At 32.5% G+C, this 20,311-nt stretch carries 15 protein-coding genes and 1 pseudogene; 12 read left to right on the top strand and 4 right to left on the bottom strand.

Annotation, left to right across the window (positions count from 1 at the left end; all coding sequences use genetic code 11):
* Window positions 1-30 precede the first annotated feature (30 nt).
* From thrC to NIL_RS05360, 3 genes and pseudogenes are all read left to right on the top strand, one after another.
* Complete coding sequence (thrC, locus tag NIL_RS05370; RefSeq protein WP_187646797.1) at window positions 31-1,506, top strand: threonine synthase; 1,476 nt, start codon at window positions 31-33, stop codon at window positions 1,504-1,506.
* Window positions 1,506-2,954 carry a DNA recombination protein RmuC gene (locus NIL_RS05365; RefSeq protein WP_187646796.1) on the top strand — a complete coding sequence of 483 codons (1,449 nt, stop codon included), beginning with the start codon at window positions 1,506-1,508 and terminating at the stop codon, window positions 2,952-2,954. The genes thrC and NIL_RS05365 overlap by 1 nt, the downstream gene beginning before the upstream one ends.
* A 92-nt stretch (window positions 2,955-3,046) precedes the next feature.
* A pseudogene (locus tag NIL_RS05360) lies at window positions 3,047-4,262 on the top strand (IS256 family transposase).
* Between the two features lie 112 nt (window positions 4,263-4,374).
* Here the strand turns inward: NIL_RS05360 and abc-f are convergent.
* The gene (gene abc-f / locus NIL_RS05355; RefSeq protein ID WP_187646795.1) at window positions 4,375-6,306 is read right to left on the bottom strand and encodes a ribosomal protection-like ABC-F family protein; all 1,932 of its coding nucleotides are present in this window, start codon (window positions 6,304-6,306) and stop codon (window positions 4,375-4,377) included.
* A gap of 209 nt (window positions 6,307-6,515) precedes the next feature.
* On the opposite strand from abc-f, the gene NIL_RS05350 reads away from it, so the two are divergent.
* From NIL_RS05350 to NIL_RS05335, 4 genes are read left to right on the top strand one after another with little or no spacing between them, the layout of a single operon-like run.
* Window positions 6,516-7,796 carry a M48 family metallopeptidase gene (locus tag NIL_RS05350; protein WP_187646794.1) on the top strand — a complete coding sequence of 427 codons (1,281 nt, stop codon included), beginning with the start codon at window positions 6,516-6,518 and terminating at the stop codon, window positions 7,794-7,796.
* A 17-nt stretch (window positions 7,797-7,813) separates the two neighbouring features.
* Window positions 7,814-8,659, top strand: a complete 846-nt coding sequence (gene prmC, locus NIL_RS05345; protein WP_187646793.1) for a peptide chain release factor N(5)-glutamine methyltransferase — start codon at window positions 7,814-7,816, stop codon at window positions 8,657-8,659.
* The gene (locus NIL_RS05340; RefSeq protein WP_187646792.1) at window positions 8,656-9,135 is read left to right on the top strand and encodes a DUF4149 domain-containing protein; all 480 of its coding nucleotides are present in this window, start codon (window positions 8,656-8,658) and stop codon (window positions 9,133-9,135) included. The genes prmC and NIL_RS05340 overlap by 4 nt, the downstream gene beginning before the upstream one ends.
* Window positions 9,136-9,175: 40 nt before the next feature.
* Entirely contained in the window at window positions 9,176-9,940 is a 765-nt protein-coding gene (locus NIL_RS05335) for an ABC transporter ATP-binding protein (RefSeq protein WP_187646791.1), read from the top strand.
* Between the two features lie 61 nt (window positions 9,941-10,001).
* Here the strand turns inward: NIL_RS05335 and ftsZ are convergent, their stop codons facing one another.
* The 3 genes from ftsZ to NIL_RS05320 are packed head-to-tail and all read right to left on the bottom strand — an operon-like array spanning window position 10,002 to window position 13,961.
* The gene (ftsZ, locus tag NIL_RS05330; RefSeq protein ID WP_187646790.1) at window positions 10,002-11,120 is read right to left on the bottom strand and encodes a cell division protein FtsZ; all 1,119 of its coding nucleotides are present in this window, start codon (window positions 11,118-11,120) and stop codon (window positions 10,002-10,004) included.
* Window positions 11,121-11,138: 18 nt separating this feature from the next.
* On the bottom strand, window positions 11,139-12,491 hold the full coding sequence (ftsA, locus tag NIL_RS05325) for a cell division protein FtsA (RefSeq protein WP_187646789.1): 1,353 nt from the start codon (window positions 12,489-12,491) through the stop codon (window positions 11,139-11,141).
* Complete coding sequence (locus NIL_RS05320) at window positions 12,492-13,961, bottom strand: peptidylprolyl isomerase (protein WP_187646788.1); 1,470 nt, start codon at window positions 13,959-13,961, stop codon at window positions 12,492-12,494.
* 128 nt (window positions 13,962-14,089) lie between these two features.
* Between NIL_RS05320 and NIL_RS05315 the strand changes: the two genes are divergently transcribed.
* The 5 genes from NIL_RS05315 (at window position 14,090) to NIL_RS05295 (ending at window position 20,278) form a co-directional block, all read left to right on the top strand.
* Window positions 14,090-15,391 (top strand): adenosylmethionine--8-amino-7-oxononanoate transaminase, encoded by a 1,302-nt coding sequence (locus tag NIL_RS05315; RefSeq protein ID WP_187646787.1) that lies wholly within the window; start codon window positions 14,090-14,092, stop codon window positions 15,389-15,391.
* Between the two features lie 18 nt (window positions 15,392-15,409).
* On the top strand, window positions 15,410-16,336 hold the full coding sequence (gene rsmH / locus NIL_RS05310; protein ID WP_197972045.1) for a 16S rRNA (cytosine(1402)-N(4))-methyltransferase RsmH: 927 nt from the start codon (window positions 15,410-15,412) through the stop codon (window positions 16,334-16,336).
* 77 nt (window positions 16,337-16,413) lie between these two features.
* Window positions 16,414-16,701 (top strand): hypothetical protein, encoded by a 288-nt coding sequence (locus tag NIL_RS05305; RefSeq protein ID WP_187646786.1) that lies wholly within the window; start codon window positions 16,414-16,416, stop codon window positions 16,699-16,701.
* A gap of 65 nt (window positions 16,702-16,766) precedes the next feature.
* Window positions 16,767-19,856 (top strand): efflux RND transporter permease subunit, encoded by a 3,090-nt coding sequence (locus NIL_RS05300; RefSeq protein WP_187646785.1) that lies wholly within the window; start codon window positions 16,767-16,769, stop codon window positions 19,854-19,856.
* A gap of 140 nt (window positions 19,857-19,996) precedes the next feature.
* On the top strand, window positions 19,997-20,278 hold the full coding sequence (locus NIL_RS05295) for a DUF2018 family protein (RefSeq protein WP_187646784.1): 282 nt from the start codon (window positions 19,997-19,999) through the stop codon (window positions 20,276-20,278).
* Window positions 20,279-20,311: the final 33 nt, after the last annotated feature.

Here is a 20,311-nt window from a genome sequence, read left to right as displayed (position 1 = left end):
AAAATTTCAAAAATTTTTGAAAGGTTAATGATGAACTTTATTGAAACAAGAGGTAATGACGGAATAAAGCCCGTTGAAGTAAGTTTCAGCGAAGCTATCCTAAATCCTAGCGCAAGCTATGGTGGGCTTTATATCCCAAAAGAGTTGCCAAAATGTGAAGATGATTTTTTTGAAAAACATCTAAACAGTAGCTACAAAGAGTTAGCATACTATCTACTAAAAAAATTTGAAATCGATATCGAAAATGAACTTATTAAAAATGCTCTAAATCTCTACGATAAATTCGATGATCCTAAAAATCCTGTACCTGTAAAAAAAGTTGAAGAAAATCTATATATAAGCGAACTATATCACGGACCAACAAGAGCTTTTAAAGATATGGCGTTACAGCCTTTTGGGTACATCCTATCAGCTTTAGCAAAAAAAAGAGGAGAAAACTATCTTATTTTAGCTGCAACTAGTGGTGATACAGGACCTGCAACACTTGAAACATTTAAAAATAAACCAAATATAAAAGTTGCTTGTTTATATCCTGATGGCGGTACGAGTGATGTTCAAAGACTTCAAATGGTAACAGAAGATGCAGATAATCTAAAAGTTATAGGAATAATTGGAGATTTTGATGATGCACAGAGCGCTTTAAAAAATCTTTTAAACTCTCAAATCTTTAAAAATAAACTAAAAGAGAAAGGTATAAAACTATCTGCTGCAAACTCTGTAAATTTTGGTCGAATTATTTTTCAAATAATTTATCATTTCCACAGCTATTTAGAATTGGTAAGAATGGGAGATATTAAGATAGGCGATGAAGTATATCTGACAGTTCCAAGTGGTAATTTTGGAAATGCTCTTGGCGGATATTATGCTAAAAAGATGGGATTACCGGTTAAAAAGATTTTGATTGCTTCTAATGAAAATAATGTTTTAACCGAGTTGATAAAAGAGGGTAGATACGATTTAAGAGGAAAATTTCTAAAAAAGACAACTTCTCCGGCTATGGATATACTAAAATCTTCAAACGTAGAAAGAGTTCTTTTTGATAAGTTTGGAAGCAAAAGAACAAAAGAGCTTATGGATAGTCTAAATGAAAACGACTATTATGAGCTTACAAATGAAGAGCTAAAAGAGCTTCAGGCCGATTTTGAAGCAGACTTTACAACTGATGAGGAGATTAAAGAGTATATAAGGGAGTATGCACTAAATAAGAACTATCTGATGGATCCGCATACGGCAACGACTATAAAACTGTATGAAAAATATAAGGATATAAAAAATATAGCTTATTCAACTGCGGAATGGACTAAATTTGCCCCTACAGTTTTGAACGCATTAAACAAAGATAGTAAAAAATATAGAGACTTAGAGGCTTTGATAGAGATAGCTAAAAGATTACGCATTATGATCCCAGTTGTTATAGAGGAGCTTTTTAATAAGCCTATTGTTCATAATAGTGTTATCGAAAAAGATAGAATAGACGAAGAGATTTTGAAATTTTTGGATACATGATGGAACTAACTCTCATTTTTTCGATAGCTGCCGCTATTTTTGCGGCGGGAGCTTTTATTTACCTTCTAATTTTAAAGAAAGAACTTTCAAAATTTCAAGAGCTAGAAAAATATTTTTATGAGTTAAATGAAAAAATTTCAAAACATTTTGAAGATCAAAGAGAGTTTTTACATCAAAAGATAGAGAAAATTGATGAAAAACTATATCAAAATGCTAAGGATAATCAGGAGCAGATTGCTAAAAATATAGAGTTATTCAAAAATATAGAAAAAAGTACAAACGATTTTAAAAATGAGATAGAATCAAATCTTTCAAAACATTTTTATGAGTTTTCAAAAGCTCTTACTGTTCAGAGTGAAAAACTAAATGAAGATTTTCTAAAACTAAATCAAAATATTGAAGAGTCTCTTAAAACCAATTTTGAAAAAGCAAACTTAATCTTACAAGAGATCATAGAGAAAAACTCCAAGCTGTTTTTGGACTTTTTTAATTCTCAAAAAGAGTTCAAAGATGAGCTTTCAAACTCTTTAAAGATAAATTTTGAGGAGCTAAACTCAAAAGTTACTCAAAATCTAGACAAAATCAGCAATAAGGTAGATGAGAGACTAAAAGAAGGTTTCGAAAATGTCGATAAAACATTTAAAGACATTATAACCGGTATTGCCAAAATCGCAGAAGCCCAAAAAAATATAGAAAATCTATCACGAGAGGTTGTTAGTCTTCAAAATGTTTTGAGTGACAAAAAGAGCAGAGGGATATTTGGTGAAGTTCAGCTAAACTCTATATTAAAATCTATTTTCGGGGAAAATCGTGAACTTTACGATATACAGTATCCTTTGGCGGAAGAGAACGAAAAAGTTGTTGCCGATGCGGTTATTAAAGCACCTGAACCTGTAGGACTTATAGCTATAGATTCGAAGTTTCCTCTTGAAAACTACTCCAATATGATAGAGGCTGAAAACGAAGTGGATAAAAAAAGATATGAGAGCCAGTTTAAACAAAACCTCAAAAAACATATAAATGATATAGCATCAAAATATATAGTAAAAGGAAAAACAGCCGAAATGGCAATTCTGTTTTTACCTGCCGAAGCGATTTTTGCCGAAATAAACGCATATCACCAAGACTTAATTGAATTTGCTAGACAAAAAAGTATCTGGATAGCAAGCCCAACAACTTTGATGGCACTTCTAACCACAGTTCAAGCTATAGTTAGAGATGTAAAAACTCAAGAACAAGCCAAAAAGATCCAAGAGGAGCTTAGAAAACTCTCCAAAAACTTCAAACTCTACAAAGAGCGCTGGGAGAAACTTTCAAAACATATCGATACGGTTAGTAAAGATGTAAAAGATATACACGTAACTACTAAAAAAATCTCAAGTGAGTTTGAAAGAATAGAAAAGGTTGAGTTTGATGAAATGAAGATAATAGAAAAAAAAGAGATATAGTTTTGCGTCTAATATTTTGGGAGTGTAAAAATAACTGTGTAAATCCTTATAAAAAGATTAGATAAAATTAAAGAATAAAAAGGATTTACACAATGAGGTATATCAATACAGAAGAGGTAAAAAAAGCTATCAAAGAGGGAAAGGGGATAGATATTGATGAGATCTTGGAAGAATTCAAAGGTCTTTTAAAAGAGGTTTATCAGACTGCTACAGAAGTAGAGTTAACTGAGCATTTAGGATATGAGAAGCATCAAGTTTCAGATAATCCAAATTATCGTAATGGGTACAGTGAAAAAACTTTAAAGTCCAAATATGGGGATATAGAGGTTAAGATACCAAGAGACAGAAACGCTACCTTCGAACCAAAGCTTATCAAGAAGCGACAGACTCTCATAAAGGGGACAGAAGATTTAATTTTGTCTTTATATGCAAAAGGGATGAGTGAACAGATTTCAACACCATCTTGATGATTTATATGGGTATGAACTTTCTATTCAGACAATTTCCAATATAACAGAAGCAATAATAGATAAGGCAAAAGAGTGGCATAGTCGTCCGCTAGAGGCAATATATCCGATAATATTTATGGATGCTACAGTTTTAAAAATAAGAGTGGATAGAGTAGTTAAAAATATTGCTGCATATATAATGCTAGGCATAACTCTTGAAGGGAAAAAAGATATTCTTGGTATATGGATAGGTGAAAATGAAAGTTCTAAACAGTGGTTAACACTTTTAAATGAGATAAAAAACAGAGGTGTTGAAGATGTATTGATATTTGCAATAGACGGACTAAATGGATTTAAAGAGGCTATAGAGGCAGTTTATCCAAAGGCAGAAATTCAAAGATGTATTGTACACCAGATCAGAAATAGCCTAAAATTTGTATCTTGGAAAGATAGAAAAGAGGTAGCTAAAGATTTAAAGAGTATCTACACTTCATCAACCGAAGAAGAAGCAGAGCTTGCTCTTACAAATTTTAATGACAAATGGGGTCAAAAATATCCCCATATTACCCAGTCTTGGCAATCTAACTGGAATGAGCTATCTACATTTTTTAAATATCCCCAAGCTATAAGAAAACTGATTTATACGACAAATCCCATAGAATCGATAAATTCAAATATTAAAAAAAGAACAAAGTCTGTGGGTTCTTTTCCAACCATCGATTCAGCTTTTAAGCTTCTTTATCTTGCCACACAGGAGGTACAGCACAAATGGAGTAATACAAAAATCAGAAGCTGGAGTGAAATCTATCCTCAGCTTTGTATATTTTTCAGTGAAATTATGCAAAAATATACACGCTAAGGTTTTAAAGGCTTTAGGTGGTTTACACAGTTTATTTTACAGTCCCAATATTTTATATTTCACTCCTTTCTCTTTCTATAATCCGGGTTTAATATACTTTATCTAAATAGTTTTAAGATAGCAGTTTTTCTCTTTTTTCTTCTAACTCGATATATTTTTCCATTAACTTTTCATACTCACTTTCCATTTGGCTAAGTTCTTCGGCAAGAGTGTTGATCCCTTTTTCTTCGTAACAATTTGGATCTGCCAAACACCCATTTATTTTTGCTATTTTCTCCTCAAGTTCTTCAATCTTTAAAGGAAGTTCTTCTAAAAGTTTTTGTTCCTTGTAAGATAGTTTAGCTTTTCTTTTTCTCTCTCTTACGGGTTTTGGCTTTTCTATCTCTTTTTCAAAATTCTCCAGACTCTTTAGCTCTTTTTCTATTGCTAGATATTCGCTATAGCTTTGGTATGATTCTTCAATATATCCGTTACCATGGAAAATGAAGAGTTTAGAAGCAAGTTTGTCTACAAAATATCTATCGTGACTTACGAAAATGACAGAACCGCTGAAATTTTGTATATACTCTTCGAGAATATTTATAGTAGGGATATCCAGATCGTTAGTGGGTTCATCAAGTATGAGACAATCAACCTTTTTTGTAAATAGAAGAGCCAAAGCAACCCTGTTTTTTTCTCCTCCACTCAAAACTCCTATCTTTTTATCTAAAAACTCTTTTGGGAACAAAAAGTTTTTTAGATATCCGTAAACGTGCATATTTTTTCCCTGAACTTCTACTCTGTCACCCCCATTAGGGCAAAAGGTTTCAATCAGATTTTTATCGTCATCTAACATTCTTCTTTGCTGATCGAAATATCCTATTTTGAATTCACCTCTTTTGATAGCGCCGCTATCAGGATTTAATTCTCCTAGAAGTATCTTTAAAAGAGTAGATTTTCCGCTACCGTTTTTACCCACTATGGCAATTCTGTCTTTTTGCAAAATTCTTGTAGAGAAATCTTTTATCAAGAGTTTATCGCCTAAAGATTTTGTAACATTTTCCACTTCAAAGAGCATTTTCTTTTTATTTATACCTTCTTCTCGATTAAAATGTTTTTTTTCGCGCTCCAATTCGAGCTTAATTTTTCTAATAAGAGATGGATTTTTCTTTGCCTGCTCACGAAGTTCTAAAACTCTTTTTTTCCTTCCTTCATTTCTTTTTATCCTAGCCCTTACCCCTCTGTTTAACCACTCCTCTTCTTGTTTAAGAAGTCTAAGAAGGTTTTCATGCTGTTTTTGCAAAGATTTTAAAAGTTCCTCTTTTTGTCTGAGATAGTCGTTATATCCTCCTTTGAAACTTCTTAGTTTACACTCATCAACTTCTACGACTCTTGTAGCAATATTGTCTATAAAATATCTATCGTGCGATATGAAAAGGAGTGTGAATTTTTCTTTCATTAAGATCTCTTCCAAAAATTCAACCATATAAACATCAAGATGGTTTGTAGGCTCATCCAAAAGCAAAAGATCCGGTTTTTTCAAAAGAAGTCCCGCTAAAGCTACCCTTCTTTGTTCTCCACCGCTAAGAAGATTGACCGGTTTTGATTCATATTTTTTTAGATCGAACTCTAAAAGAACTCTTTCGATTTTATCGTCAAGATTCCAGGCGTTATGAAAATCTAAAAAGTTGGCAAGTTCGTTTAATCTGTTTAAAAGAGTTTGGTTTTCGGGATTTTGTGAAATTTCCTCAGATATCTTTTCATACTCATTTTTAGCCTCTTTTAACTCTTTAAGTTCGTTTTCGATCTCTTCTTTTACTGTTACGTTCTCTTTAAAAGTCGGTTTTTGCGATAGCATCTGTATATTTAAGTTTTGTCTAACTCTTCTTTCACCTTCATCTGGCTCTAAAACACCTGCTACTATTTTCATCAAAGTTGATTTTCCACTACCGTTTTTTCCAACGATTGCGACTCTTTCTCCCTCGTCTATATAAAAATCTACTCTACATAAAATCTTTTGAGCTTCAAACTGTTTAGAAATCTCTTTTAAATCAACCAGTGCCATTTATAACCTCTTAATATAATTTTTATAATTAATATTTATAAAGCGACTTAAAAATTAAAAATAGTTTAAAAGAATATGCAATTTTAACCTATCTTTGATACAATAGCAATGAATATAAGGCATTAGGAATTGTGCATTAGGAATTTGTTTTAGGATATAGTTATACTAATTCCCAAATTCTAATTACATTTTATTTAATAAGGAAATTTATGATTTTAGCAATATCAATTATATATTTTATCTATGTTTTGGTGAAGATTTATGTATCAGTAATGCAAGCTGGGTTTGTTTTGAAAGCAAAAGATGGAAAAGCCGTGTTGATGCTTCCTTCAAAATTTATTAAAGCCGCAAGATATAGCGCTAAAAAAGAGAAAATTGCTATTGTTGAAACAGTTGTTGAATATATAATGTTCATATTTTGGATAGGTTTCGGACTTGAATGGCTGGATAAGTCTATACATATAGATAATATTGTCTTAAAATCGGTTGTTTTTGTAGATATATTTATAGCTATTAACTATATTGTCGGTATCCCGTTTGAGTATTATCAAAAATTTGTTTTGGATGAAGAGTTCGGTTTTAACAAATCTACTATTTCTTTGTTTATTAAAGACCATATTAAAGGCGCATTTTTGTTTTTACTATTTGGTTCTGCCGTAATAGCGGGTATTAGTTATATTATGCTCAATTTTGAGCTTTGGTGGCTTTGGGGATTTTTATTTGTTTTTGCAATCATTATACTTATCAACGCAATCTATCCAACTCTCATAGCGCCTATGTTCAATAAATTTTCTCCTTTAGAAGATAAAGAGCTTGAAAACGAGATTAACGAGCTTCTAAAAAGAAGTGGATTTGACTCAAGTGGCGTTTATGTTGTGGATGCAAGTAAAAGAGACAATAGACTAAATGCATATTTTGGCGGACTTGGAAAAACTAAAAGAGTGGTGCTTTTTGATACTTTGGTAAAAAAACTTTCTCGTGACGAACTTTTAGCGGTTTTAGGTCACGAACTTGGCCATTTTGTAAATAAAGATATATTGAAAAATATCTTTATGATGGGTGTTATGATGTTTGCTATGTTTTATATTTTTGCTAACCTTCCTCAAGAACTATTTACCGAAATAGGCATAAGCAATCAACCGTATACAATAATATCTCTGTTTTTGCTGCTTAGTCCTATATTTACCTTTTTCTTTATGCCTCTTATTAGTTTTGTGTCAAGAAAAAATGAATATGCTGCAGATAAGTACGGTTCGGATATGGTTTCAAGAAGCTCTTTGAGAAACGCCCTTTTAAAGTTAGTAGAAGAAAACAGCCATTTTCCTCTTTCTCATCCTCTATATATCTTTTTTTACTACTCTCATCCGCCTATTTTGGAAAGACTAAAAGCTTTGGGTTTTAACGAAGAGACTGAACTTGATAAAGAGGCTTTAAAAGATAACTGTGCAGTAGAGGAGATTGAAAATATCAATAACGAACAAAAATATTAGATAATTGAAGGTGAATTTTGATTATAAAAGAGGCTTTGAGGCTTGCCGCTAAAAAACTATCAGGTGTAGCACAGCGTCCTCTGTTTGAAGCTGAGATATTACTATCAAATATTTTGAAACAAGATAGAGTTTATCTTCATCTTCATAATGAAGAGGTTTTAGAGGAGAAATTGTTAAATATCTTTTTAAAAGATATAGAAAAAAGGGCGCAAAACTATCCGGTAGAATATATCACAAAAAGAGTCTCTTTTTACAGTGAAGAGTTTTATATAGAAGAGGGGGTGTTGATCCCAAGACCGGAAACTGAGCTTTTGATAGATAAAGTTTTGGAAAATGTAAATTTAGATGAAAAAGTTACCGTAGCCGAAATAGGTGTGGGAAGCGGAGTGATATCGATCATTTTGGCAAAGAAGCTAAAAAATGCAAGATTTATTGCAACTGATATCTCAAAAAAAGCTATAGAAGTAACGAAGATAAATTTAAAAAACCACTCGGTTGAAGAAAGAGTAGATCTTAGAAACTGCTCTTTACTTGATTGTGTAGAGGAAAAAGTGGATATTATAGTTTCAAATCCGCCATATATAGCAAAAGATTTTAAACTAGACAAAAATGTATTGTTTGAGCCTGAAGAAGCGCTTTTTGGCGGGGAGAGGGGAGATGAGCTTTTAAAAAGGATTATAGATATTGCGTTGCTAAAAGAGGCTAAGCTTCTTATATGCGAGATGGGTTATGATCAAAAAGAGAGTTTAAAAAGATATTGTGAAAAAAAAGGTTTAAAACCAAAATTTTATAAGGATTTGGCTGGTTTGGACAGAGGTTTTGTTTTAAAAACAGATAATTATAATTTAAAGGAGATTTCTTGAAAATTTTACGATGGATAGATGTTTTTTATGTTGTTTTGCTCGGTATAACTTTGGGAGCCGTTTTAACTCTTGGGGCATTTGTGGCACCAACCATTTTTCATAGTGAAGAGTATCTTGGTAAAGAACTTTTGAATCATTATCAAGAGGGTCTTATAATGACGGGGATATTTCTAAAAACGAACAACCTTCTAAATATTACGGCTATTATAATAATTTTAAGAGAAAGCTACAGCTTTAAAATGTTTCAGAGAGATAAAATTGTACTTGCTTCGGCAATGACGGCGGTTTTTGCTATATTTATGTTTACACTTTATTATACACCCGATATTTTGGCTTATCAAGCAGCCGGAGAAGAGATGACAAAGAGTGAAATTTTTGCTAATATTCACAAAGGAAGCGAAATCGACTTTATGCTTTTAGCTTTTTCACTTGCTATTTTGATGGGAAGAAGACTCTATTTATTTTATAAAGATTAACATTTTAACGAAGTATTAGTGCATAAATATAAGGAAAAATATGGATATAGCAATATCTATTAAAGGTTTAAAGAAAAAGTTTGGCCAAAAAGAGGTTTTAAGAGGTATTGACTTAGATATTATTAGACACAAAACTACCATTATTTTAGGACTTTCAGGGAGTGGAAAATCTACCATCATTAAACATATCGTTGGGCTTTTAAGGCCTGATAGCGGAGAGATTTTAGTTGATGGCGTAGATGTAGCTAATGCGGATGAAAAGACTATTTTTAAGATTAGAAAAAAGGTGGGTTTTCTTTTTCAAAGCGGGGCTCTTTTTGATAGTATGAATGTTTTTGAAAATATAGCCTTCCCACTAAGAGAGCATACTAAACTAACGCAAAAAGAGATGATTAAAAAAGTCGAAAAATCTTTAGAAATGGTAGGGCTTAAACCGAAAGAGGTAATGGCTCTCTATCCAGATGAGTTAAGCGGTGGAATGAGAAAGAGGGTAGGGCTTGCTAGAACCATTATAATGGAACCTGAAATAATACTTTTTGACGAACCGACAACAGGGTTAGATCCTATTACTTGCGATCTTATCTCAAGAATGATATTGCATCTACAAAGCGAACTAAACGTTACGTCGGTACTTATTAGCCATGATATTAAAGAGAGTTTTAAAGTAGGCGACTATTTTGCGTTTTTATATCAAGGTAAAATTATAGACTTTGGTGACAAAGATAAGTTTTTAAATACAGATAACGAATATGTTAAGCAGTTCTTAAATGGAGAGAGTGAAGGGCCTATAAAGATTGTTGGTTAAGGTCATTAGTCGTTAAGTCTATAGTCTCTAGTTTTAACTACCGACTATAGACTTTAGACTATTAGTCCATCTGGTTTCTCAAAAATGTAGGTATATCTAAAAGCTCTTCGTTAGATTCATAACCGCCGCTAACTTTTCTTCTAGTAGTCATCTCGGTTTGTCTTGGAGTTATTAGTTTTAGTTCTTCTTTCTCTTTTTCATCTTCTTGATGATCAAAGCCTGTAGCTACCAACGTAATTTTAACTCTATCAGGTTCCATAGATTCGTCTGTGGTAGTACCAAAAATAACATGAGCGTCTTCATCCGCACTTTCATATACAATATCCATAGCTTCGCCTATATCTACCAAAGGATAATTAGGATGAATAGTAAAGTGTACCAAAACACCCATAGCACCGTTAATAGACATATTGTCAAGAAGTGGAGATTCAATAGCACTTTTAATTGCTTCATAAGCCGAATTGCTTCCTTGAGCTTCACCAACGCCCATAAGAGCTAGACCTCTGTGACTCATAACAGTTTTAACGTCTGCAAAATCTAGGTTAATATCGTTTTGTCCATAAGAGAGGATAACACCGCTTATTCCGCTTACAGCTCTTGAGAGAACATCGTCAACTATCTTGAAACTATCTTTAATACCCAAATTTTTTTCAACTATTGCCAACAGTTTATCATTTGGGATAACAACTATAGAATCGCTCTCTTTTTTTAGCTCTTCTAGTCCTTCTTCTGCAAGTCTAGCCCTTTTTCTGCCTTCAAATTTAAAAGGTTTGGTAACTACTGATATGGTCAGAGCTCCTACCTCTTTTGCCGCTTGAGCTATTATAGGAGCCGCACCGGTTCCAGTTCCGCCACCCATACCTGAAGCGACGAAAACTATATCGGCACCTTCTAATTTTTCTTTAATTTCATCATAACTCTCTAGTGCAGCCTCTTTTCCTTTTTCAGGTATCATTCCGGCGCCTAGACCTCTTGTGGTTTTCTCTCCAAGTTGAATTTTTACGTGAGCTTTTGACGTATTTAGCGCTTGCGCATCAGTATTTGCGACTAAGAGTTCTATACCTTCTATACCTTGATTAATCATATGGCCAATCATGTTTCCGCCGCCGCCGCCAACTCCTATAGCTTTTATATTAGCGCCGGTTATCTTTTTGCTCTCTTCTACGATAAAAGGCTCCATATCCTCTCCTTATGCTATTTAAAATAGTTGTGTAATCCATCTAAAAAATTTAGAGATATTTGTTTTTAACCCAACTTTTTCTTCATTTGGAAGTTTTGTTAACTCCTCCATTTCAGATGACTCTTGTTCTTGGGTGGTTTCAGTAATATTGTCCTGAGTTGGTTGTAACATTTTCTCACTTTGAAATTCTTCGCTTCTATGTCTTAGATTTTTATTCGAGTCTATCTCATATTGCGTAAACTCTCCCGCTCCATAAAGGACAAGGCCTATAGCGGTTGAATATATCGGATCTTTTAAATCCTCAAACATTCCTTCAACTGTTTTCGGTTTTCCTATGCGTACCGGCATATTATCGAAAATAGCAACTGCAAGTTCTCTTATACCGTCTAGTTTAGACATACCTCCTGTTAAAACAACTCCAGCTCCAATCTGTTCTTTAAGAGAGCTTTTTTCTATCGATTTTGCTAGAATCATCAAAGTCTCTTCAACTCTTGCAAAAATTACATTGTAAACGATCTCTAAAGATACTTCGTGAGTGTTGTTTTCATCACCAATTACCGGTATTTCTATAATCTCATTTTTTGTGGTTTTTAGACTACCGTATTCAAGTTTTATCTTTTCCGCAACTGAAAGAGGGGTATGTAAAGCCATTGAGAGATCGTTAGTTATATGGTTCGAGCCTACGCCTAAGAAATCGTTGTATCTTATGGAATTGCCAAGATGAACTACAACATTGCTAGTTGCGGCTCCCATATCTATAACTGCTACACCTAACTCTTTTTCATCTTTGTTTAAAACGGATATTGCCGATGCATATCCGCTCAAGACAACGTTTTTTATATCGACTCCGGCAGATCTTACGGCTTTTTTAAGATTGAAAAGGTTGGATTTTTGAGTCGTTATGATATGAACGTCAACTTCTAGTCTGCTTGCGTTCATACCAAGAGGATCTTCGATGTTTTCTTGATCATCTACTTTAAAGTTGTATGGAAGGACGTGTAAAATTTCATATTCGTGAGGAATATTGGCGTTATACAGAGCTGTTTGCATAACCCTGTTAATCTCTTTTATAGTTATCTCTTTGTTGGGAATATTAACTATCCCGTTACTGTTTACACTTTTTGTATATGCTCCAGATATAGAAACAATAGCTTTATTGATGTTGGTACCGGCAACTCTTTTTGCATCATTTAAAGCGGTTTTTATAGACCTTGATGCAAGATCTATATTGGTAATTGTGCCTTTTTTTAAGCCTTGAGATTTAGAAATTCCTGTTCCAATGATTTTTATCTCATCATTTTCAAGTTTTTGGGCAATTATGGCACATATTTTACTTGAACCTATATCTATGGCCAGAATTTGATTTTGCAATTACTGTCCTTTGTAAAAAATTTCTATCTCATAACTTTTTTGTAATACGTCCAATAATCTGCTATTTAGAGTAGCCTCTTTGACCTTTATACTATTATCGGTAATAAAGGCTCTATTTTTATCAATTTTGTTTTTTCGTACAAGTTTCTGGTCCAAAATATTATACACTACTGCTTTATTATTGTCTAAAAGTATATAACCCTCTGCCTTTTGAGTCGTAAATAGTTTATTTAAAAATTCGGCGGCTTCGACCTCTTTTAAAGGCGGTAATTTGTCCAAATCGTCTCTTGATATATAACCTGTAACTTTGCCGTCAAAGTTTTTATACATTTCTTGAGCCATTTTTTTTAGTTCTTCTGCACTTTTTTCTTTTAAAAAATCCCCTAAAACTTCGTTTTTTGCTTCTTCAAAACTCTTTGGACGGGAGGAGATTTTTCTGTCCAATCTTATGATAGCATATTTTTTTCCAATTAGTTTAGGTTTTAAGTATTTTTTTTCGTTTTTTTGAGCAATCTCTTTCATAATGTTACTAGGTATTAAAGAGTTATCTAAAGGAAGCGTTTTTTGCTCAGTTGCGGAAATTTCTCCTTTTTTGAATTTCAGATACTCTTTTAACGCTTTTTTCTTGGCTTTTTTTAATCGCAAAGCTTCTTTAACTTCGCTTTTCGCCTCTTCAAAGCTTTTTATTTTTCCGTTATCATCACTGAATTTTAGTCTATTTTTTGTATAGTACTCTTTAAGTTCTTTTTCACTAATTTCAACATTATCTGGCTCTACCCATAAAATAGATATTTCATACATAGGTTCCGTTAAATATTGGTTTTTATTTTTTTCCCAATATTTTTTGAGTTCCTCTTTAGAATAATTTAAATTTATATCTTTTGAAGTTAATACTTTGTATTTGATTTTATCTCCCATAAAAAGTGCGGAACCGAAAGTATCAAATTCTAATGGAGTCAAGACCGGTTTTAATATATCTTGTAGTTTACTAAGGAGTATCTCTTTTTCGATACTCTTTTCAAACTTTTTTGGTTTTATTCCGGCTCTTTTTAGAACTTCTAGATATAGTTTTTTATCGAAGACACCGTTATTTTGAAACTCTTTCATACTTATTATTTTATCTTTTACCTCATCTTCCAAAACGGTAAGCCCTAAATCTTTTGCTAGATTTAAGAAGAGCGCCTCGGTGACTAAAGAGTTAAGAGCTTCTTTATCCAATCCCAACTCTTTCGCCTTTTTTTGATCAAAATTTCCTTGAAACATATTGTTGTAATAGGCATAGATATTTGAGTATCTTTGCTGAAACTCTTTTGTATCTATTTTGATATCTCCCACTTTTGCTACAGTACCCGCACTTGAACCGTATTGATAAGCGCCCCATCCTACAAAACCGGCACCTACAAAAGCAATAGTACTTATCCATATAGTTATAACAAGCCACTTTTTATGTTTTTGCATCCAACTTATCATCTTTATTCCTTCAACCGATAAAATTGTTTAAATTTTAGTGAAATTGCCATTAATTTATGATAAATTCAAGGTTTGATAACTAAAATTTGGTATATTGTTTAACGAAAAGATTATTAAAAAGGACAGATATGACAAATAAAGAGTTGATGGATAGAGATTTAAGACATATCTGGCATCCGTGTACACAAATGAAAGATCACGAAACTTTGCCCCTGATTCCTATAAAAAGAGGAAAAGGCGTATATCTTTACGATTATGACGGCAACAGATATATAGACGCTATAAGTAGCTGGTGGGTAAATCTTTTTGGACACTCAAACGAGAGAATAAACGAAAAGATCAAAGCTCAACTGGACAATCTCGAACACGTAATATTTGCAGGTTTTACACATGAGCCGATTGTAAGGTTAAGTGAAAGATTAGTAGAAATAACCCCTAAGGGTCTAAATAAATGTTTTTACGCCGATAACGGATCAAGTGCTATTGAAGTGGCTCTTAAAATGAGTTTTCATTATCATAAAAACGGAGGTGAAATAAAACCGCTATTCGTTTCGCTTAAAAACAGTTATCATGGCGAAACAATAGGGGCGCTTTCTGTAGGAGATGTGGAACTGTATAAGGATACTTACGAAGAGATCCTTATAAAAACCGTTCAAAGCGAAGTTCCTAAAGATATGAGCGAAGAAGCGGCTGTGGAGGCGGCAAAAAAACTGGAAGAGACTTTTATAAGATATGAAGGAGAGATATCTGCGTTTATAGTTGAACCTTTGATTCAGTGTGCTGGATATATGCACATGTTCAATCCACTTTTTTTGAAGCTATCTTATGATTTGTGCAAAAAATACAAAATTCATTTTATAGCTGATGAGATAGCTGTTGGTTTTGGAAGAACAGGAACGATGTTTGCTTGTGAACAAGCGGGAATTACCCCAGATTTTATGTGTCTTTCAAAAGGATTGACTGGAGGATACCTTCCTTTGTCCGTAGTTTTAACTACCGATGAGATATATAGTCGGTTTTATTGTGACTACAACAAATATAAAGCTTTTTTACATTCACATAGTTATACCGGAAATCCTCTTGCTTGCAGTGCGGCAAATGCTACGTTGGATATTTTTGAAGAGGATGGAGTTATTGAGAAAAATAGAATCAAAATTGAATATATACAAAAAAAACTTCAAAGATTTAAAGAGCTTGAAAACGTTAAAGAGATAAGGCAAACAGGTATGGTTGCGGCAGTAGAACTTAAAGGTTATGATCCGATGGAAAGAGTTGGGCTAAAAGTTTATAGATACGGTTTGAAAAACGAAGTTTTACTTAGACCTTTAGGTCATATTATATATTTTATGCCTCCTTATGTTATAAGTTTTGATGAGATAGATAAGATGATGGATGTAGCTTATGAAGGGATAAAAACTCTTTTAAAATAGTCAAAAGGATTAAACAAATTGGATATAAAAAAAGATATACCTCATATACCGGTTTTATTAAATGAAGTAGTAGAGGTTTTTAGAGATTTAAAAGATGGATATTTTATAGATTGTACGTTAGGGTATGCAGGCCATAGCGAAGCTATACTAAAAAACAGTCCCAAAATTAAACTTATAGGAATCGATCAAGATGAAGAGGCGATAGAGTTTTCAAAAAAAAGGTTAATAGAGTTTGCCGATAGAGTTAAAATTGTAAAAGGAAGATTTTCAAACAAAATCGATGAGTATTTGAGTTTAAATATAAAAGGTGTTTTGGCTGACATCGGTGTCTCATCTTTACAGCTTGATAAAAGAGAGAGAGGTTTTTCGTTTGAGAGTGAAGTTTTAGATATGCGAATGGATAAAAGTGCCACTTTGAGCGCTTATGAAGTTGTCAACTTCTATCCTAAAGAGAGACTCGAATATATCTTCAAAGAGTATGGTGAGGTGAAAAATTATAAAAAGATAGCTGATATTATTGTCAAAACAAGAAGCAAAAAAGAGATAAGAAGTGCAAAAGAGCTTAGCCAACTGCTAGCGAAACATTTTACGAAAACTAAAAAAATACATCCGGCCACTCTTGTTTTTCAAGCAATACGTATTGAGGTTAATGAAGAGTTAAAAGAGCTTGAGAGATTACTGGATAAATTAGAAAAACATAGACCAAAAGGCGCGAAAATAGCTATTATAACGTTTCACTCTTTAGAAGATAGAATAGTTAAAAACAGATTTAAGAAATGGGCACAAAAATGTATCTGTCCTAGTGAAAGTATAAGATGCGAGTGCGGGAAAAATAACGAGCTTGGATATATTTTGACAAAAAAACCAATAATTGCCAAAAAAGAGGAGGTTGAAAAAAACCCTCGAAGCAGAAGCGCAAAGATGAGAGTGTTTAAATTTAAGTAGATTTAAAAATAGTGTCGCTTTAAGTGAAAAGTTACGTAACAGAGAAACTTACGCTAAATTAATAAAGTAGAGGAACTATGATAAAACAAGTTGAAAAAAAAGAGTTGCTAGAGGAATTAGAAGAGGTTCAAAGTGGTTATAAAAATCTAGACTTTAAATTTTTGATTATGGTTATTTTAACTATGTTTATTGTATTTTTACTAGCATTTCCGAAAATTTATATAAGAAACCATATCTATTATACTAGTAAAAATATAAACAAACTTTTGGACGAATACCAAATTCTCAAAGAGGAAAACAGACTATTAAAACAAAAACTAGAATATATGAGATTTAAAAATCAAGTATTAGATACATTGTTTTGATATCTGTTGAGTAGTTTAGTAGTTATTTTGTACTTCTTATAATCAATTTAACCATAAGGAACAAGGTGATTAGAAAATTTATCGAGTTTGCCATTGATAAGCCTATTTTGAATCATATATTTTTAGTTTTTATTTTGATGTTATCGATTTTTGCATATAAAAATGTTCCTAAAGAGATTTTTCCCCCTATTGATTTAAACAAGATACTCATAACCGGAAGCTATCCTGGTGCAAGTGCCGAAAACCTAGACTATATGGCTGTAAAAAATTTAGAAGATAGTCTTAAAAACGTAACGAACCTATCTGAAATAAACTCTATAGTTAAAAATGGAAGATTTACTATAGTTTCGGACATTAAAGAGGGTGCAAACGAGATTTTGGTTTTGAATGACGTTAAAGATCAGATTTCTAAAATCAGAAGGGATCTACCTTCTGATATGGATGAACCCGTAGCTACGGTTTTAAAAAAGAGTTTTCCTCTTGTTTTGATTGCTATCGCTTATGAAGGCGATAGGAGAAAGCTTTTAGATATAGCTGATGAACTAAAATCGGAACTATCAAATATAAAAGATTTAAGTGATATAACCATAAGGGGTGATGCCAATGAGGAGTTAGAGATAATCTTAAACGAAAAGATTATTGACGCTTACGGTCTTGATCTTGTCCAAGTTGTAAACGTATTAAAAACTTTATCTTCGATTTTTCCTATAGGAACTATTAAAGAGAAAGGCAACCATCTTTTCGTCACTACTCAAAACGGCAGGAAACTTAAAAAAGAGTGGGAAGATACTATTTTAAACATTTCAGGGAAAAAGATATATCTAAAAGATATCGCATCGGTTAAGTTTACACTTTCAGATCCTACCCAGCTTTCTCATTTTAACGGCAAACCAAATGTTTCTATAAATATAGAAAAATCAAAAAACGGAAACGCTATAGAGCTTGTTAAAGAGATAAAAAATAAGCTTAAAGAGTTTAAAAAAAGATATCCCGAGTTTACGTTTCAGGTATATACGGATACTTCCGTTTGGATAAGAAATAGATTAAATACCGTTACGTCAAACCTGTTTTTTGGTCTTATTTTGGTTTTTACTTCTCTATTTTTGACACTCAATTGGCGTATCTCTTTAGTTGTGGGGATAGGGATACCCGTTAGTTTTATGATAGGCCTCATTTCATTGGAGATAATGGGATATAGTTTAAATATGCTCTCTTTGCTTGGCGCTTTAATAGCTCTTGGAATGCTGGTTGATGAAGCTATAGTAGTTGCCGAAAATATTTATAGACATCTAGAGATGGGAAAAGATCCAAGAAGTGCTACTATTGACGGAACGCTAGAGATGTTTCCCGCCGTTTTGACGGCAACTGCCACTACGATTTTTGCTTTTTTACCTCTTTTGATTATGAGCGGAGAGATGGGTATATTTATAAAAATATTACCCATTATGATATCTATTTTGCTCCTTTCATCTCTTTTTGAGGCTTTTTATTTTTTACCGCTACACGCAAAGGATATACTCAAAGTTGATAAAAAGAGTGAAGAAAACGGTGAGTTTTGGCAAAAGATGGGAGATTTGTATGAAAAAATATTATCTTTTTTTCTTAAAAGAAAGTATATCTCTTTAATAACTTTGGTTGTTTTGATACTATCATCTACTTATATAATGCTAAAAAACTCCAAATTTCAGCTTTTTCCTGAATTTGATACTACTCAGATATATGTTTCTGGAAGGGTGAATGTTAACAACGATATTTTCGAAACGGAAAAGATTATTGCAAATATAGAAAAAGAGATACTAAAAAATATTAAGCAGCAAGAGGTTTCAAGCGTAACGTCGATTGTAGGAATGAAACTAGATGCGAAAAATGAAGCGGAAATCGGTGATAATCTTTTTCATATCTTTATAAATCTGCATGAACCTAAACCTAAAAATTTTGTTGACAAATATATTGTTCCATATTTTTCTTTGGAATATGAACCATCGGATATGATAAGAGATAGAAGTGCGAAAGAGGTAGCAAATGATATTAAAAAAGTCGTATATAGATTTAAAGATAATGCCGAGATTGAAGAGTTAAACGTAATCGTTCCTCAGGCTGGAATAGTAAAAAGCGATATAGAGATATCTTTAGTCTATAAAAACGATAAAAACGTTATTGAAGCTATAGATATTATCGAAAATGAGATGAAAAAAATAAACGGTGTATTTAATATTACAGATGATGCTTTTGAAGGAGAGAAGGAGCTCAAACTAATTGTAAATAAATTTGGAGAGTCGTTAGGTATAACCGAAGGATATCTTTATAGCGTTTTAAAGCCTCTTTATCTTAAAGGTGAGTTTTTAAAAATGTTTAAAGACGAAGAACTACTAAGAATTAGATTTGAAGGAGTCAATAAGGATAGATTCGACTCTTTGAAAAATTTGGAGATAAATCTTCCAAACAGTAATAAAAAGGTGTTTTTAAAAGATGTTGCTGATTTTGTATTTAAAAGACATTTTTATACGATCATAAAAGAGAACGGTAATAAAATAAGAACTATTTATGCTTCTTTAGATAAAAAGATAATTACTTCCGCTGAATTTTACAAAAAGATGTCACCTGTTTTGAATAAAATTGAAGATAGAGGTATAAAAATCGAGATAAAGGGTGAGGAGAAAGAGAACAAAAAAGTAAAAAAAGAGATAGGTGAAGCGGCCATTATAGCAACTTTTTTGATTTTTTTAGCTTTAGTTTGGATGTTTGGGTCAATTGTACAATCTTTAATCGTTTTAAGCTCTATTCCTTTGTCCATATTCGGGGTTATGATAGGGCATTATATAATGGGCGTAAATTTAACTATGCCTAGTATGATAGGTATTGTTGGTCTTGCCGGTGTTGTTGTTAACGATGGACTTATTATGTTAGATTTTATTAGAAAATGTAAAAATATAGAATGCATAATAAAAAAAGCAAAATTGAGATTAAGACCGATCCTATTGACTTCAATTACGACGGTTTTAGGATTATCGACTCTCATTTTTTTCGCGTCGGGACAAAGCCTTATACTACAGCCTATGGCTATAACTTTAGGGTTTGGTATAGCATGGGCTACAATTATCAATCTATATTTAGTTCCGCTCTTTTTTAGCTCTATTTATAGAATAAAAGGATAAAATTAGTTACAAAATATGAGTATAACTAACAAATTTAATATATAAATGTTATATTAAATAATTTTATAAGATATAATATGAAGTTCAATTTTCCATAGATTTTATTACAATAATTTTGATTAAAAAATTAGGAGGGGAAAATGTTTAACGATGTAGATGATTTTATGATGGGAACGCCAAAAAGTAAATTTATCGATATAGTTTTTCACGCCAATAAGAATATCGTGGAAAACGAACTTGAAAGGTTGATGGAGTGGATGGCGGCTCTGGAACTGATTTTGGAAAAAGAGTGCAATATCGATGATGTGGAAAAGAAGGTGAAATATTTTATAGCCAACGAAGAGAATAAGAAAGAGTTAGAAAATAAAACGAACTCGCTTTATATTGAATCTATGGGAAATATATTAACTCAGTCGGAGTAGCTGTTTTAGATAGAGGAAATAGGAATTGGGAAT

It is taken from the genome of Nitrosophilus labii (assembly GCF_014466985.1).
Taxonomy (GTDB): Bacteria; Campylobacterota; Campylobacteria; order Campylobacterales; family Nitratiruptoraceae; genus Nitrosophilus_A; species Nitrosophilus_A labii.
Note: the sequence above shows the minus strand (reverse complement) of the source record. Positions and strands in the feature narration are given on the sequence as shown.

What these genes read in the sequence shown, in the direction of transcription:
- thrC (WP_187646797.1), top strand. Translation starts at nt 31, where the DNA reads ATGAACTTTATTGAAACAAGAGGTAATGACGGAATAAAGCCCGTTGAA.
- NIL_RS05365 (WP_187646796.1), top strand. Translation starts at nt 1,506, where the DNA reads ATGGAACTAACTCTCATTTTTTCGATAGCTGCCGCTATTTTTGCGGCG.
- abc-f (WP_187646795.1), bottom strand. Translation starts at nt 6,306, where the DNA reads ATGGCACTGGTTGATTTAAAAGAGATTTCTAAACAGTTTGAAGCTCAA.
- NIL_RS05350 (WP_187646794.1), top strand. Translation starts at nt 6,516, where the DNA reads ATGATTTTAGCAATATCAATTATATATTTTATCTATGTTTTGGTGAAG.
- NIL_RS05335 (WP_187646791.1), top strand. Translation starts at nt 9,176, where the DNA reads ATGGATATAGCAATATCTATTAAAGGTTTAAAGAAAAAGTTTGGCCAA.
- ftsZ (WP_187646790.1), bottom strand. Translation starts at nt 11,120, where the DNA reads ATGGAGCCTTTTATCGTAGAAGAGAGCAAAAAGATAACCGGCGCTAAT.
- NIL_RS05320 (WP_187646788.1), bottom strand. Translation starts at nt 13,961, where the DNA reads ATGATAAGTTGGATGCAAAAACATAAAAAGTGGCTTGTTATAACTATA.
- NIL_RS05315 (WP_187646787.1), top strand. Translation starts at nt 14,090, where the DNA reads ATGACAAATAAAGAGTTGATGGATAGAGATTTAAGACATATCTGGCAT.
- NIL_RS05305 (WP_187646786.1), top strand. Translation starts at nt 16,414, where the DNA reads ATGATAAAACAAGTTGAAAAAAAAGAGTTGCTAGAGGAATTAGAAGAG.
- NIL_RS05295 (WP_187646784.1), top strand. Translation starts at nt 19,997, where the DNA reads ATGTTTAACGATGTAGATGATTTTATGATGGGAACGCCAAAAAGTAAA.